The 14300-nt window shown below is 70.1% G+C and carries 16 protein-coding genes; 10 read left to right on the forward strand and 6 right to left on the reverse strand.

Annotation, left to right across the window (positions count from 1 at the left end; translation table 11 throughout):
- The first annotated feature begins 95 nt into the window (after positions 1-95).
- The 6 genes from AC3WLZ_RS02230 to AC3WLZ_RS02255 all read left to right on the forward strand — a co-directional run bounded on the left by AC3WLZ_RS02230 (position 96) and on the right by AC3WLZ_RS02255 (position 5444).
- Entirely contained in the window at positions 96-1172 is a 1077-nt protein-coding gene (locus AC3WLZ_RS02230) for an extracellular solute-binding protein (RefSeq protein ID WP_492468894.1), read from the forward strand.
- A gap of 204 nt (positions 1173-1376) precedes the next feature.
- Positions 1377-2255 (forward strand): ABC transporter permease, encoded by an 879-nt coding sequence (locus tag AC3WLZ_RS02235; RefSeq protein WP_492468895.1) that lies wholly within the window; start codon positions 1377-1379, stop codon positions 2253-2255.
- Position 2256: 1 nt separating this feature from the next.
- Entirely contained in the window at positions 2257-3129 is an 873-nt protein-coding gene (locus AC3WLZ_RS02240; RefSeq protein WP_412923473.1) for an ABC transporter permease, read from the forward strand.
- Positions 3126-4184 (forward strand): ABC transporter ATP-binding protein, encoded by a 1059-nt coding sequence (locus tag AC3WLZ_RS02245; protein WP_492468896.1) that lies wholly within the window; start codon positions 3126-3128, stop codon positions 4182-4184. Before AC3WLZ_RS02240 ends, AC3WLZ_RS02245 begins: the two co-directional genes overlap by 4 nt.
- A gap of 61 nt (positions 4185-4245) precedes the next feature.
- The gene (locus tag AC3WLZ_RS02250) at positions 4246-5016 is read left to right on the forward strand and encodes an amidohydrolase family protein (RefSeq protein ID WP_022879890.1); all 771 of its coding nucleotides are present in this window, start codon (positions 4246-4248) and stop codon (positions 5014-5016) included.
- Positions 5013-5444 (forward strand): cytidine/deoxycytidylate deaminase family protein, encoded by a 432-nt coding sequence (locus tag AC3WLZ_RS02255; RefSeq protein ID WP_492468897.1) that lies wholly within the window; start codon positions 5013-5015, stop codon positions 5442-5444. Before AC3WLZ_RS02250 ends, AC3WLZ_RS02255 begins: the two co-directional genes overlap by 4 nt.
- 15 nt (positions 5445-5459) lie before the next feature.
- On the opposite strand, the gene AC3WLZ_RS02260 is transcribed toward AC3WLZ_RS02255, so the two are convergent.
- Together AC3WLZ_RS02260 and AC3WLZ_RS02265 are read right to left on the reverse strand one after the other, a co-directional pair.
- Positions 5460-6692 (reverse strand): MFS transporter, encoded by a 1233-nt coding sequence (locus tag AC3WLZ_RS02260; RefSeq protein WP_492468898.1) that lies wholly within the window; start codon positions 6690-6692, stop codon positions 5460-5462.
- Positions 6689-7189: a RidA family protein gene (locus AC3WLZ_RS02265; RefSeq protein ID WP_412923477.1), complete on the reverse strand. Its 501-nt coding sequence runs from the start codon at positions 7187-7189 to the stop codon at positions 6689-6691. Before AC3WLZ_RS02265 ends, AC3WLZ_RS02260 begins: the two co-directional genes overlap by 4 nt.
- Before the next feature lie 64 nt (positions 7190-7253).
- Here AC3WLZ_RS02265 and AC3WLZ_RS02270 point away from each other — a divergent pair, with 64 nt between their 5' ends.
- Together AC3WLZ_RS02270 and AC3WLZ_RS02275 are read left to right on the forward strand one after the other, a co-directional pair.
- Complete coding sequence (locus AC3WLZ_RS02270; RefSeq protein WP_412923478.1) at positions 7254-7769, forward strand: RidA family protein; 516 nt, start codon at positions 7254-7256, stop codon at positions 7767-7769.
- Positions 7759-8670, forward strand: a complete 912-nt coding sequence (locus AC3WLZ_RS02275) for an amidohydrolase family protein (protein WP_492468899.1) — start codon at positions 7759-7761, stop codon at positions 8668-8670. The genes AC3WLZ_RS02270 and AC3WLZ_RS02275 overlap by 11 nt, the downstream gene beginning before the upstream one ends.
- An 18-nt stretch (positions 8671-8688) precedes the next feature.
- Here the strand turns inward: AC3WLZ_RS02275 and AC3WLZ_RS02280 are convergent, their stop codons facing one another.
- Positions 8689-9057: a cupin domain-containing protein gene (locus tag AC3WLZ_RS02280; protein ID WP_492468900.1), complete on the reverse strand. Its 369-nt coding sequence runs from the start codon at positions 9055-9057 to the stop codon at positions 8689-8691.
- Positions 9058-9106: 49 nt separating this feature from the next.
- Here AC3WLZ_RS02280 and AC3WLZ_RS02285 point away from each other — a divergent pair, with 49 nt between their 5' ends.
- A complete protein-coding gene (locus tag AC3WLZ_RS02285; RefSeq protein WP_492468901.1) occupies positions 9107-10132 on the forward strand; it encodes a phosphotriesterase family protein in 1026 nt (341 codons plus the stop codon).
- 26 nt (positions 10133-10158) lie between these two features.
- Here the strand turns inward: AC3WLZ_RS02285 and AC3WLZ_RS02290 are convergent, their stop codons facing one another.
- The 3 genes from AC3WLZ_RS02290 to AC3WLZ_RS02300 all read right to left on the reverse strand — a co-directional run bounded on the left by AC3WLZ_RS02290 (position 10159) and on the right by AC3WLZ_RS02300 (position 13363).
- Positions 10159-10806: a cyclase family protein gene (locus tag AC3WLZ_RS02290; protein WP_492468903.1), complete on the reverse strand. Its 648-nt coding sequence runs from the start codon at positions 10804-10806 to the stop codon at positions 10159-10161.
- Positions 10807-10857: 51 nt separating this feature from the next.
- Complete coding sequence (locus AC3WLZ_RS02295; protein ID WP_492468904.1) at positions 10858-12372, reverse strand: high affinity choline transporter 1; 1515 nt, start codon at positions 12370-12372, stop codon at positions 10858-10860.
- A gap of 334 nt (positions 12373-12706) precedes the next feature.
- Complete coding sequence (locus AC3WLZ_RS02300; RefSeq protein WP_492468905.1) at positions 12707-13363, reverse strand: TetR/AcrR family transcriptional regulator; 657 nt, start codon at positions 13361-13363, stop codon at positions 12707-12709.
- 85 nt (positions 13364-13448) lie between these two features.
- Between AC3WLZ_RS02300 and AC3WLZ_RS02305 the strand changes: the two genes are divergently transcribed.
- Positions 13449-14288, forward strand: coding sequence for an urea amidolyase associated protein UAAP1 (locus AC3WLZ_RS02305; protein WP_492468906.1), 840 nt, complete (start codon positions 13449-13451; stop codon positions 14286-14288).
- The last annotated feature ends 12 nt before the right edge of the window (positions 14289-14300 follow it).

Consider the following 14300-nt stretch of genomic DNA (forward strand, 5'->3'; position numbering starts at 1 on the left):
TCCATGATTCTCCACCCGGCCGCCGCGTCCCGAACGCAACCCGAATGCGTCGAGTCCGGCCCACCCTTTCGCACAGCACGAGGAGTAGTCCAGTCATGAAGATCCCGAACCGTTCCCGACGGCTCGCCGTCACCCTCGCGGGACTCGCCACGGTGAGCATCCTGGCCGCCGGTTGCGCCGGCTCGTCCGGCAGCGAGCCCGCCGCCTCGGACGGCACTGCCGCGCTGAGCGGGCAGGTCGTCTGGGCCGACTACGGTGGGCCGACGAACGAGAGCCGCCAGGTCGCGTACTTCGACAGCTTCATCGACGAGACCGGCGTCGACGTCGTCTCGACGAGCATCGAAGACGCCGTCTACAAGAGCGAGCTCAAGGGTGAGGACGGTGACTACGACATCTTCCAGGCCGGCATCTCCGACATTCTGCCCAGCCTCGACAACCTCGCCGAGGTCCCCGCGGACGCCCAGGGGAGCCTGCTGCCCGAGAATGTGCGGCCGTACTACATCGGCGGCTTCGTCTTCGGTGTCGCCCAGGGCTGGCTGACCTCGACGTACCCCGACGGTGGGCCGCAGGACTGGGCGGACTTCTTCGACACCACGAAGTTCCCCGGCAAGCGCGCATGGCCCGGTGACCCGGGTTCGTACGACTCGTCGTACGAGATCGCGCTGATCGCCGACGGTGTCAAGCCGGCCGACCTCTACCCGCTCGACCTGCCGCGCGCCGAGAAGAAGCTCGACACGATTCGCGACAGCCTGGTCTTCTACCAGTCCTACCCCGAGACCCAGCAGCTGCTGAGTAGCGGCAGCGTGGCCATCGCGGTCACCGTCACGGGACAGTTCCGTGCCCTGCAGAACGCGGGCCAGGATGTGACCGTGCAGTGGAACCAGGCGTTCGCTGTGCCTTCGGGCTTCGTTTCGCCGAAGTCCTCGAAGAACCCGGATGCCGTCGCGGCTCTCGCTTCGTGGATGAACGACCCGGCCCGTCAGGCCGTCTTCACCGAACGCACCGGCTACGGTCCCGTGAACCCGGCGGTGTTCGACGAGCTGTCGGACGACGTGAAGTCGCAGGTCGTGAACGCCCCCTCGCACACCAACCTCCTGGCCTACGGCGAGGAGTGGCGTGCCGAGAACGCGGACCTGCTGCTGAACTCCTACACGGCGTGGCTCGCGGGCTGAATTCCCGAGTCCTCATCCAGGGCGTCTCCCCTCTCGGGGAGGCGCCCTGCGTCGTTTCCGGGTCCGTTGTTACTCGCCCGAAACACAGCGCGTTTACAATCGGATCCACAAGAGCTAACTTTGGATCCAAGTCGACGGTCGTCCCGTCGACGGGGATCCTGCGGGGGAAACTCCCCCGCAATCTCGACCGAGGAGCATGAGCCCGTGAGTAGTGCGACCTTAGCCACGAGGATGCCGCGGGTGCGGCCCGCCGGCGGACTGCGCGGCGGGATCAGCCGGGCCGAGGTCCGCTGGCTCGTCTGGCCCCCGCTGGCCTTCTTCGCCATCGCCCTCGGCGTTCCGATGATCGCCCTGATCGCGATGTCGCTCGAGGGCGGCGGAGCCGCCTACCCCGGCGCCTTCGCGGTGCCGGCGTTCCTCGGCTCCCTCGGGCGCACCGTCGTGATCGCGGTGGTCACCATGGTGCTGACCATGATCCTCGGCGCCGCCTACGCGCTCGCGATCGTGACGTCGCCGACGTGGCTGCGCGTGGGCCTCCTGGCGGCCCTCATGCTCTCGCTCTGGACCTCGGTGATGGTGCGCTCGTTCGGCTGGGTCCTGCTGGAACTCCCCAAGGGCGCGATCCACTGGTTCCTCGGGATCATCGGTCTCGGCGACCAGCCGGTCGAGATCTACCAGACGGTGGCCGGGATGTACCCCGCCATGATCGCCGTCATGCTCCCCTTCGCGGTCCTTCCCGTCATGAGCGCCCTGCAGTCGATCGACAAGGAGCAGCTCAACGCGGCGACGATCTTCGGCGCGGGTCCGCTCCTGACCTTTCGAACGGTGACCTGGCCGCACATCGTGCCCTCGATCATCAGCGGTGGCGTCCTGGTCTTCGTCATGTCGCTCGGCTTCTACGTCACGCCGCTGCTGCTCGGCGGCCCCGCCAACATGACGGTCTCGGGCGTCATCAACGCGCAGATGAGCAAGGCCGACCGTCCCGATCTGGCGGCGGCCATGAGCATCCTGCTGGTCGGAGGAACGATGCTCATCTACCTCGTCGCGGACCGCCTGTTCAAGGTGAGCGAGAAGTGGGGCTGACATGACGACCACCGTTGCCCGGAGCCTCGGCGCGTGGCGGATCCCCGTGATCTTCGTCGCCCTGCTGGCCAGCTTGCTCCTGATCGTGCCGTTCCTCATCCTGGTGTCCACGTCGTGGACGCAGGGCGGCTTCATCCTGTTCCCACCCGATGGGTTCTCGCTGCAGTGGTACGCGAAGGTCCTCGGCGACCGCCGGTGGATGAACGCCTTCACGTTCTCGCTGTGGGAGAGCGCAGCGGCCACCCTCATCGCGACCGTTCTCGGTGCGGTGGGAGCCATCGGCCTGACCCGTGTGCGCCGTCGTGCCGCCCAGCGATGGATCCGCACCCTCTTCATCGTCCCGATCGCGCTCCCGCCGATCGCCTACGCGGTGGGCCTCTACGGTGCCGGATCCGAGCTGTCGTTCCTGCGCGGCTCGATCCTCACGCTCGTCCTCGGACACGCCCTGCTCGCGTTGCCGTACGTGTTCGTCATCGTCTCCGGTGGCGTCGCGCGCATCGACCCGGCGCTGCGGCCCGCGGCGTGGACCCTCGGGGCGCGCTGGCCCCTCGTGCTGTGGAAGATCGAGCTGCCGGCGTTGCTGCCGTACATCCTGTCGGGCGCCCTCTTCGCCTTCGTCGTCGTGTTCGACGAGGTCGTGCTGGCCGTCTTCCTGTTGCCCCCCGGCGTGCAGACGCTTCCGCTGAAGATGCTGAACGCCGCCTCGGAGGCGTTCTCACCGGAGCTCACGGCGGCGTCCACGCTCGTCTCCGTCCTCGCGATCGTGCTCCTCGCGGTCGTCCCCCTCGTCATCGGACGCGCATCGCGCCGGTCCGGAGCGCGCCGTGGGCGCGCCCGCACCGCGGCGATCCGCCCGGAAGGAGTCATCGAATGACCGTCGCCCTCTCCGTCACCGACGTCGAGGTCACCCTCGGCGCCAACCACGTGCTCAAAGGCGTCTCGCTCGACGTCCAGCCGGGCGAGTTCGTCACGCTCCTCGGCGCCAGCGGCAGTGGCAAGTCGACGCTGCTGAACGTCATCGCCGGCCTCCAGGCCGTCGATGCCGGTCACGTCGCGTTCGATGGACAGAACGTCGAACGCCTCGCGCCGCAGAAGCGGAACGTCGGCGTCGTCTTCCAGTCCTACGCGCTGTTCCCGCACCTGAGCATCGGCGACAACGTCGCGTTCCCGCTGCTGGCCGCCCGACGCCCCGCCAAGGAGCGGCGCGCCGTCGCCGAGGAGATGCTCGCGCTCGTGCAGCTCCCCGGCATGGCCGACCGCTCGCCCGCCTCCCTCTCGGGCGGACAGCGCCAGCGTGTCGCGTTGGCCCGCGCGCTCGCCGCGAACCCCGGCATCCTGCTTCTGGACGAGCCGATGGCCGCCCTCGACAAGCAGCTGCGCGAGCAGATGCAGGTGGAGATCACGCGAATCCAGCGCAAGGTCGGGATCACGACCGTCTCGGTCACGCACGACCAGACCGAGGCGCTGACGATGTCCGACCGTGTCGCGATCATGCACGAGGGGCGACTCGTGCAGGTCGCGACCCCCGAAGATCTGTACCGGCGCCCCGTGAACGCCTACGTCGCGAGCTTCCTGGGCGAGGCCAACCTCCTGCCGGTGTCGGACGGCGCGCTCGTCGACGACACGACGGGCCTGATCGTGGATGCCACGGCGGTCCTGCGCCCCGAAGACATGAGTGTCGTCGCGCCCGGCGAGAGCACTCCCGCCTGGTCTGTCGAGGGGACGGTGCGGCTCGTGAGCTTCCAGGGTTCGCGCTACCGCCTGGAGCTCGCGACACCGTACGGCCGCAAGGTCGTCGCCTCGCTCTCGCCCGCGACCGATCTGTCGGGTCTCGCGGCGGGGTCGCGCGTGCGCCTCGCGTGCCGCACCCCTGAGCGGGTCCACCTGATCGAGGCGGTCGCGACGGCAGCCATCCCGGTCCCGGTCTGAACCCGGATCCCGTTTCTTCCCGAGCCGCCGCGGCTCGCCCTTCCCCCTGCGAGGAGTGCCCATGATCATCGACGCCTACAACACGACGCAAGACGTCCGCGGCCGATCCGACTACCTCACCGGCGCCCGACCCGGTGAGGAACCGCCGGCGTACGTGCCCTTCGACCCGCAGCGCATCCTCTCGCGCATGGACGCCGCCGGCGTCGACATGGCGATGGTGTGCTCGCTCGCCCAGCGCATCGAGAACGACTTCATCATCGGGCTGCAGGACGCCCACCCCGACCGCTTCATCGGTTTCGGTCAGGTGATGCCGCAAGCGGACGACGCCGTCGAGGAGATCCAGCGACTGGCGGATGCCGGCATCCGAGGTCTCAAACTGCACCCCAGCATGCATGGCTATCACGTCGCCGACCACGGTCTGCTCGACCCGGTGTTCCGCGCGTGCGCCGCGAACGGCATGGCCGTCATCATCAACGCGCTCGATGACGCCTTCTGCGCGCCCTTCTCGATCGAGGAGATCGCGAAGGACCACCCCGACGTGCCGACGATCATCGCTCACATGGGTGCGGTCTGGAACGTCCCGGAGGCGATCATCGTCGCCGAGCGCCGCGAGAACGTCTACCTCGAGACCTCCGCCACCCTCATGGCCGACGTCAAGCGCGCCTACGCGCGGCTCGGACCGGAGAAGATCCTCATGGGCTCGGAATGGCCGGGCTCGGACTTCGACCTCGAGCGCATGAAGATCGCGAAGGCGATCCCGGATGCCGCCGACCGCGCGCTCGTCGAGGGCGGGAACTACGCGCGCATCATGCGCATTGCGGTGCCGGTGTGACCCATCGGCCGCCGCTCGGGCGTCCCGCGGAGATGTCCGATGCGGATGCCGAGCTGCTCGACGCTGCGCGGGCTCAGCTCGACGCCGTCTACCGCGAGGGGCGGCACGAGGTGGTCGCCGCGTTCCGGCTCGCCGACGGCCGGATCGTCACGGGCGTGCACGTCGACGGGTCTGCCCGGCGCTCGTCGGTGTGCGCCGAGGGGGTCGCTGCGGGGAACGTCATCGCGGCCGGCGGGACGGTGGTGGCCGGGGTGAGCGTGCTGCGCCGCCCGGGCGGCAGCGAGCACGTGATCGAACCGTGCGGCGTGTGCGCCGAACTGCTCACCGACTACTGGCCGGACGCACGCGTGTGGATCACCCGCGGCGACGACACGGTTGCGGTGGCGATGAGGGATCTGCTCCCCGCCAAGCGCTCCCGCCTCTGGTGATGGGCGCCGCCGCGGTCAGGCGGCGGGGTCCCGGGGCTCGACGGCATCCGGACGGGTCCGAGGGGACTCGTCGCGCGTGAAGATCGTCAGCACGGCGAGGGCGACGAGCTGCAGGCCCGCGACGAGCAGGAACGCCCACATCGATGAGGCCACGGCGATCACGGCACCGCCGATCACGGCGCCGCCGCCGTAGCCGATGCTGGTGAAGCTCGAGAAGAGGCCGACGCCGAGGGCCCGGTTCTCGGGGTGCAGGGCTCGCGTGGCGAGCATCGTGAGCGACGGATACAGCGGGGAGAACCCGACGCCGATGAGCGCCGCGCCCGCCGCGGCGACCCAGAAGTCCGCCGCTAGGGCGAGCGTCACCAGACCCGCCGTGAGCGCGACGAGCGAGATCGCCGTGGCCCGGAGCGGGCCGATCCGATCGGGGAGGTTCGCCAGGAACAGCCGCGCGACGATGACCGACACGGCGAACACGGCGAACACCGACGCAGCGCCGAGGAGACCGGTCGCCGGCACCCCGGCGCCGGAGAGATGGACGATGAGGAATCCGAGCATGAGGCCCTCGCCGCACCACGCCGCCGCCGCGACGACGCCGGGGGTCCACACGGCCTGGAAGGCCCGCCACAGCGCACGCAGACCGCGCGGGCGTGGCGACGCGTCCGGGGACGGGGCGGCCGGCGTCACCCGGGGGAGGAGAAGGATCAGCGCTCCCGTCGTCAGCTCGAGAGCGGCGCACAGCAGGAACACCGCGCGCGGGTCGGCCAGCGCGTCGACGGCCGTCCCGACCGGCGGACCCAGGGCGAGACCGATCCACACGCTGAGCCCGTAGATGCTCAGCGCCTTGCCCCGCTGCCCGGGGGGAGCGACCGTCACCAGCCAGGCCATCAGAAGGGTGACGGCCGCGGAGCTGCCGAATCCGAACAGGATGCGGCTCACGCTCGCACCCCACAGCGTCGGCACTGTGGCGAGCATCACGAGCGCCCCGGTGGCCACGACGCTGCCGATCACCGCGATGAGCCGATAACCGAGCCGGTCGCCGAGCACCCCCGCCACCGGCATCGACAGCATCGAGGCGACCGCGGCGAGCGAGATGATCGCGCCGGCGAGCCCGGTGCCGCCCCCGAGCACGTCGCCGACATAGACCGGGATGAGGGGAGTGCTCGCGGAGTTGGTGATGCCGCTCAGCGCCGAGGCGGTGAAGATCACCCAGAACGGCACGGTGCGGGTGATGTCCCGCGTGCCGTTCATGCGGTGGGGGCGTTCGGGGCGCACTCCAGGCTGAGCCACAATTCGAAGCAGTTGTTCCGCGACAGGCTCGTTGCGCCGATCGACGCGCGGCCGACGCTACCGGCATCCTCGCCGAAGACGTCGAGGAAGAGGTCGGTGGCTCCGTTGGAGACGAGGTGCAGGTCTTCGAAGCCGGGCGGGCACACGACGAAGCACAGCGCGCGGGACAGGCTCACCACGTTGTCGAGCGACCCGAGGGCGTAACGGATCATTCCGAGCGTGTGGACCGCGGTGAGGCGTGCGGCCGCATACCCCTCCTCGACCGTGACGTCGACTCCCACGACGCCGGGGTGGAGGCGGTCGCCCGCGCGGTTCTCGGGTGTGAGACCCGCCAGTTCGATTAGCGTGCCGATCCGGTGGAAGGGCTTCATCCGGCCATACCGGATGCCGAACGGCGGATCGCTGTAGTCGGGGATCTCGAGGCCGAGTTCGCGGACGCGTGCTTCCGGGGATGTCATGGCGCACCTCTCTTCGGTTGTATCCTATCTCACATAAAATGGATCCATTACGACGGGAGCTGTCATGGCGTGGTCCGCTGAGCAACGTGTCAAGGAACTGGGGCTGGTCATCCCGGACTACTCCGACCCGCCCTACGGCGAGCGCTACGCCACGATGAAGGCGTTCCACCACCTCGGTCGGACGCTCACGATCAGCGGCATCACTCCCGAGGACCGTCAGGGCAACAAGGTCTTCCCCGGCCGCGTCGGCGAGACGGTCACGCTCGAGCAGGGCTATGAGGCGGCGCGGTATGCGGCGATCAACGTGCTCGGTCTCATCCGCTTCGCCGTCGGCTCGCTCGACGAGGTGTCCGCCTTCATCCGGACGCTGACGTTCGTGTGCGTCGCGCCGGACTTCACCGACGTCAACCTCGTCACCAACGGCGCCGCTGACCTGTTCGTCGAGGTCTTCGGCGACCGCATCGGGCGCTCCACGTCCGCCGGCATCGGCGTCACCACCCTGTCCGGCAACAACGTGTTCGAGATGGTCACGGTCGTCGAGACCCGGCATCCGGCGCCGGAGGTCGACGATGAGGATTGACACCCACCTGCACCTGTACGCCGATGCGGCGCAGGGCCTGCACGACCTCACCGCCTACCCGATCGTCGAGTACGGCGAGAAGGATGACGTGGAGTTCGCCGGTATCGCGGGCACGGTCGCGGACGCCCTGGCGACGCTCGAGGCCGAGGGGTTCGACTACGCCGCCGTGCTCGGCAGCTTCGAGCTTCCTGACCTTCCCCACCCCCCTGGGGGAGCGGACTACTGGCCCGCCGTGCCGCCGCACGCCGACCTCCGTCATGAGCTCATCGCCTACAACCGGTGGCTCTGCGACGTGGGGGCGCAGCACCCGCGGCTGCTGCCGTTCCTCGCCGCCAACCCCGCCGTCATGACCTCCGCGGAGGTGTACGCGCACTTCGCCGAGCTGTTCGGCGACCACGGTGCGCGCGGCCTGAAGCTGCACCCGATCGCGATCCGCACGTTCCCCGACGACCCGGGTCTCGCCGGAGCGTACGACGCGTTGGAGGAGGCCGGTGCGCCTGTGGTCTTCCACGGCGGCCCCGACGTCCGCGGCTTCGGCTGGGCCGACCCGAAGCGCATCGCCGCGGTGGCAGGGGAGCGGCCGGGGCTCGCCGTCATCATGGCGCACCTGGGCGGGGCGGCCTGGCGCGACGTCGAGGCGCTCGCCGAGGCGCAGCCGACGCTGCGGTTCGACCTGTCCGAGATCGTGCACTGGATCGGGGCGCCGCTCGCACCCACGGCCGCGCAGGTCGTGGCGCTCGTCCGCGCCGTGGGTGTCGAGCGCGTCGTCCTCGGTTCGGACTTCCCCTGGTACACCCCGGGGGCGACGGCCGCCGTGGTCGAGGAATTGCCCGGGTTGTCGGAGGCCGAACGCGCCGCGATCATCGGCGAGAACGCCGCCCGGCTCCTGCGCCTGGGCTGAGCGGCGTTCGGACGCGGCTCAGGCGGCGGGCTTGTAGACCACGTAGAGCTTGCGCACCGGCTCGATCACGTTCCAGACACCGGTCCAGCCGATCGGGAAGTAGGCCGCGCTCCCCGCCGTGAGCTCCACGGGCTCCTCGCCGTCGCGCTGGACGGTCATCCGTCCGGCGAGGATGTGGACGATCTCTCCGCGCGTGAGGAACTCCCATCGCGATGTGCCCGGGTCGCTCTCCCACACGCCGGAGATGACCGTGCGGTCGTCGTTCACGAACTGCACCTTGCCGCGGACGATGATCTCGCCCGACAGCGGTTCGGCGTTCGGTGGGGCGAGGGGCTTCGCCTCGAGTTCGGTGGCATCCAGCTCAGCGGGTCTCGTCACGAAAGTCATGTTTGGATCCTAAATGCGTAAGAATGGATCCGCAATGAAAGGAGCCGGTGTGATCGAGACCGTCCTGGGAGCCCTCCCCGCCGCGGCGCTCGGGCCGACGTCGATGCACGATCACGTCCTCGCCGACTCGGCCCGCCTGCAGCGCCCGGGCGAGCAGCCTCCGCCGCCCGGGCCGCCCACCGTGCGCCCCGAGACGCGCGACTATCTGAGCCGCAACATGCTCGCGTTCGCCGACAATCTGCGGCTCGACGACCCGGATGCCGCGGTCGACGAGCTGCGGATCGCTGCCGACGCGGGCCAGCAGGCGCTGGTCGAGTCGACCTCGTGGGGCCTCGGACCCGACCACGCGCGGCTGCCCGAGATCGCGCGGCGCTCGGGCATGACGATCGTCGTGGCCTACGGCACGTACATCCGGTCCACGCTCCCGCCCGAGATCGCGGCGCTCGACGAGGATGGCCTGCACGCCCTGTTCGCCGCGGCGCTCGACGACGCGGTCCCGGGCACGGACTACCGCGCGGGGCTGCTCGGCATCCTGGGCACGACCGCGGGTCTTCCGGGCGTCGAACGCGGCATGCTGCGCGCGGCGGCCGACGCGGCGGCGCGCGGCGGCGCGAGTGTCACCGTGCGGCTCGACCCCGATGCGCGCGACGGGCTCGCGGTGCTCGACGAACTCGCCCGCGCGGGGCTGCCCGCGGACCGCGTCGTCTTCACCAACGCCGACGAATTCCTGGATGCCGCGTACTGGCGCGACCTGTCGGACGCGGGCGCGACGCTCGAGATGTGCTTCGGCACCGAGGACGTGCACGTCGGACGCGTGTTCAACCCCACCGACGCGGAGCGCCTGCGCTTCTTCGTCGACGCCGTGACCGCCCGCCCGGCGGCGCGGTACGTGCTCGGGCAGTCGGTATGGACGAAGGCGCAGCTGACGCGTCACGGGGGCTACGGCTACGGGCGTCTCCTCGGCGTGATCGTTCCGGAGCTGCGGTCGCGCCTGGGGAACGAGCGGGTCGCGGAGATGCTCGTCGACCAACCGCGTCGTCTGCTCGACCGTGGAGCGGGGCGTCCCGACGCCTGACGGCATCCGAACGCCCCGCGCGGAGATCAGACGACGTTCGCCGTCTCGGCCGGCAGCAGCAGCGCGGGAGCCGGTGCGGCCTCGCGTCCCTCGAAGGGCACCGGCTGGCACACGAGGTAGTAGTCACCGGCCTCGGTCTCGGCGAGGTTCGCGTTCTCGAGGATCACGACGCCGGCGTTGCAGAGGATGACGTGCGTGGGCCACTCGACGGTGTGGTCCGGAGCCTCCATGGTCATGTAGTCGTTCGCGGCGAAGACGACGCCGTGATCGACGAGCCACTGCGCCCCCGAGGGGCCGAGGCCGACCCACGTCGTGCTCTTCTCGTTGCGGGTGAGGGCGTCGGTGGAGTTGCGCGTCTTGAACAGCACGCGCGTCGCGCCTTCCGCTCCGGCGGCGATCAGGTCGTCGGCCGTGATCTCCTTCTCGACGTGGCGCAGGTCGAGCACCCGCGCCGGGCCGACGGTGTGGGTGAGGGGCAGGGAGTCCACGGTGGTCCCGCCGGGCACGAAGTGGCTCGGGGCGTCGACGTGGGTGCCGGTGTGGGCTCCGATGAGCCAGCGCGACACTTCGCTGGGGTTGGTGTCGGAGATCTCCTCCACCATCTCGTACGTCGGTCGGCGGCCCCAGTGCAGCATCTCGGGGTGGACGGGAATGCTCAGATCGATGATGGTCACGCGCAGCACCTTAGCGTCTGGGATCCGATAAATGCATCTTTGGATCCAATATCAGGCCGGTACCTCGACGCTCTCCTTCTCCGACGCCTCGCGCTCGGCCGTCAGGTCGGCGAGCACGGCCGCCTCGCGGTCGAGCTCGGGTGTCCGACGCGGGACCACGAAGGCGAGCGCGACGTACGTGCCGAACCCGACGACGGCCGAGACGAGCGTCGCCCATCCGTCGAAATCCGCGCCGATGAGGTCGTTGGGAATGTAAAGGATGTCGTTCGGCACGCCGTAGAGCGTCGGCGTGAGGGCGAGGAGCACCATTCGCACGACGAACCCGACGGCCATCGCGCCCAGGGCGGCCACGGCACCGGGACGCTTCCAGAACACCCCGATGACGAACGGCGCCGCGAGGCACGCGAGCATCAGGTCGAAGGCGAGGGTGAGCAGGATGCCGGTCTGGCTGACGCGGATCGCGAGGAAGGCGCCCGCGATCACGAACGGGACCATCGCCAGACGCGTCCAGCGCAGCAGCGGGTCGGGACCCGTGCCGGTGTGGCGGCGGACGGTGAAGACGTTGCGGACCGCGATCGCCGACGTCGCGAGCATCGCGCCCGAGGCCGTCGAGAAGGACGCCGCGACGATACCCGAGAGCACGAGGATCGCGATGATCGGCGGGGCATAGTCGCCGAGGAGCTGGTACAGCACCGGGCCGTTCTCGACCGAGAGTCCGAGCGTCGACGAGACGCTGAGGGCGACGATCGCGAAGACCGAGCCGATCGCGGCGGTGAGCCCGGCGGCGATGAAGCACGAGCGCTGCGCGACGGACGGGCTCTTCGCACCGAAGATGCGCTGCATGAAGTCGATCGCCACGATGTCGCCGATGGCGAGAGAAATGAGCGTCGCCCAGTTGATCGGCGCGCCGGCGGCGGGGTCGCTGAGCTGCTGGAGGTCGAACGGTCCCATGCCCTCGGGGATCACGATGCCGTACGACACCGCGACCCACACCAGCAGGACGATGGCGGCGATGACGGTGATCGTCGTCTGGATCGCCGCGGTGTAGGCATCCGAGAACAAGCCGCCGGCGACGGTGTACGCGAGGACGAGGACGACGGCGAGCACGACGCCCCAGGCGTACGGGATGTTCGCGAAGCGTTCGAGCAGGAAGCCGCACGCGACGAGGTTGCCCGCGAGCAGGAACGTGAACGACACGATCATGAGCACGGATGCCAAGAGCTCGACCGGGCGTCCGTAGCGCAGGCGGAAGAAGTCGCCAAGGGTGAACAGCTTCATGGCGTTCATGCGCTTGGCGAGGAACAGGCCGGTCAACAGCAGGCAGACGGCCAGGCCGATGGCGAGCGACGCCCCGGACCAGAAGCCGAACTGCGACGTGAGGTCGGTGTTGCCGACCGTCGCGTTGGCGTCGACGGCGGCAGCGGTGAGGCTGACGGCGACGAGCGGCACGCCGAGGCGCCGCCCGGCGACGAGGTAGTTCGCACTGTCGCCGTCGACCTTGCGCGCGACGACGATGCCGACGACGAGGATGAGGACGACACTGAGCGCGACTCCGAAGATGATCATGGTGGGCTCCCGGCGATGAGGGGCGGTTCGGGTTTCTGTTGCTTGACAGAAAGAATCCGCGCACCGCGGTCCCCCGTGGTTTCGCCCGTGTAAAAGGCGCGTGAAATCGCCCGCGGCGCCCCGCCTCCGGCATCCCGGTCGGCCGCTCCGCGGCGTCCCGAGTCCGCGCGGCCGGTCCGCGTAGTTCTGAATCCGCGAAACTTCATCGCGCCGACAACTCCCGTGCAGCCTGCAAGGGAGATGTCAGCGCGATGAAGTCTCGCGGGCAATCAGGGCCGCAACCGGAGCAGGGCCGGAACCGGAGTAGAAGCCGGACCCGGAACGGGATGCCGGGTCAGCCCAACGCCGCGAGCACCGCGGGGCCCAACGCGGCCGCGCGCTCGCGCGTGGCGGCATCCAGGTCGAGGACGCGCAGCGCGGCGGCGGCGATGGTCGTGGCATCCAGGGGTGTCGTCTGCCCGCCCTTGCGCTGCAGGATCACGCTCTCGACCAGCGCCAGCACGAGCGCCGCGCCCGCCGACGCCCGAGGAGCGTCGAGACCGCACGCGGCCACCAGCGTGCGGTAGGTCGTTTCGAGCTCGCTCCGGCGCTCGCGGAACGGCTGGAACGCCGCGTCCGACACCTCGGGCAGCAGGTACAGCCCGCCGGTGTTGTGCGGCGCCTCGGCGAGGAGCGTGACGTCCGAGACGCACAGCGCCCACAGGCGCGCGGCGGGCTCCTCGTCGCGCGCGAGCAGGTGAGCGGCGACGTCGAGCGAGGGCTGCACGGTGTCGAGGAGGAGCGCGAGCAGGATGTCCTGCTTGCGTGCGAAGTGGTGGTACAGCGTCGCCTGACGGATGCCGGCGGCTTCGGCGATCGCGTGCGTGCTGGCCGAGGCGTACCCGCGGGTGCCGAAGAGGGCGGCCGCGGCGGCGAGAACGTCCGCTCGCGTGCCGAGTCCGGTGGGGGAGGAGCCGGACGCCCGGGGTCGTCCCGTTCTCGTCGGCGCCATGCCCCCACCGTACCCGGGGTGGTGTGTAACGCCGTCGAAACGCACGCCTGTTCTAATACCTGTCAGCCGACAGAAAGGGATGCCCATGGAAGGTCGTGTCGACGCACTCGGAGACGTGCAGCGGGCCCGGGACGACGCGCGGGCGCGTGCTGCCCAGTCGGAATGGATGCCGTATCTGCCGCCCTCCATGGCGCCCTTCGCGCCCGACGGGGTTGCCGCGGAAGACCTGCGCTGGGCCGAGACGGTGGCCCCCGGCGGGTACACGCACCTGCGCGTGGCCCGGGGCACGCGCCTGCGGTTCACCGACCCGACGGGTGACGCGTGCGCCACCGTGCTCCTGTTCAACGCCGTCGAGCCCGGCGAGCGGCTCAATGTCGCTGACACGCAGAAGATCCCGTGGCAGGCGTACCTCGGCGAGGGGCACCCGCTGCTCTCCGGCGACGGCCGTGTCCTCGCCACGATCGCCGCCGACACATCGGGCCGCCACGATGCCTTCTGCGGCACGACGAGCGACGCGTTCGCGATCGAGCGCTACGGAGACGCCGCGCCCGAGGGCCCGTCGCCCTCGGGCCACGGCCTGCTGCGTCTCGCCGCGAGCAAGCACGGCCTGACCGTGCGCGACCTGCCCCCGTCCGTGTCGTTCTTCCAGGGTGTGCGCGCGAACCCCGAGGGCGACCTCGAGTGGCTCGGCTCCGCCGGTCCGGGGGCTTTCGTCGAACTGGTCGCGGAGCTGCCGTTGATCGTGCTGGTGGCCAACGTCCCGCACCCCCTCGACCCGCGCGAGGACTACGTCGTCGGGCCGCTCCAGGTCACCGCGTGGGCGTCTCGACCGACGGGCGAGGGAGATGCCGTGTTCTCCCTCACCCCGGAGCGCGAACGCGCGTACCGCAACACCATCACCTACGCCGCCCTGGCCGGGCTCTGAGGAGGAGACGCG

The organism is Microbacterium sp. FW305-3-2-15-F-LB2, assembly GCF_058787255.1.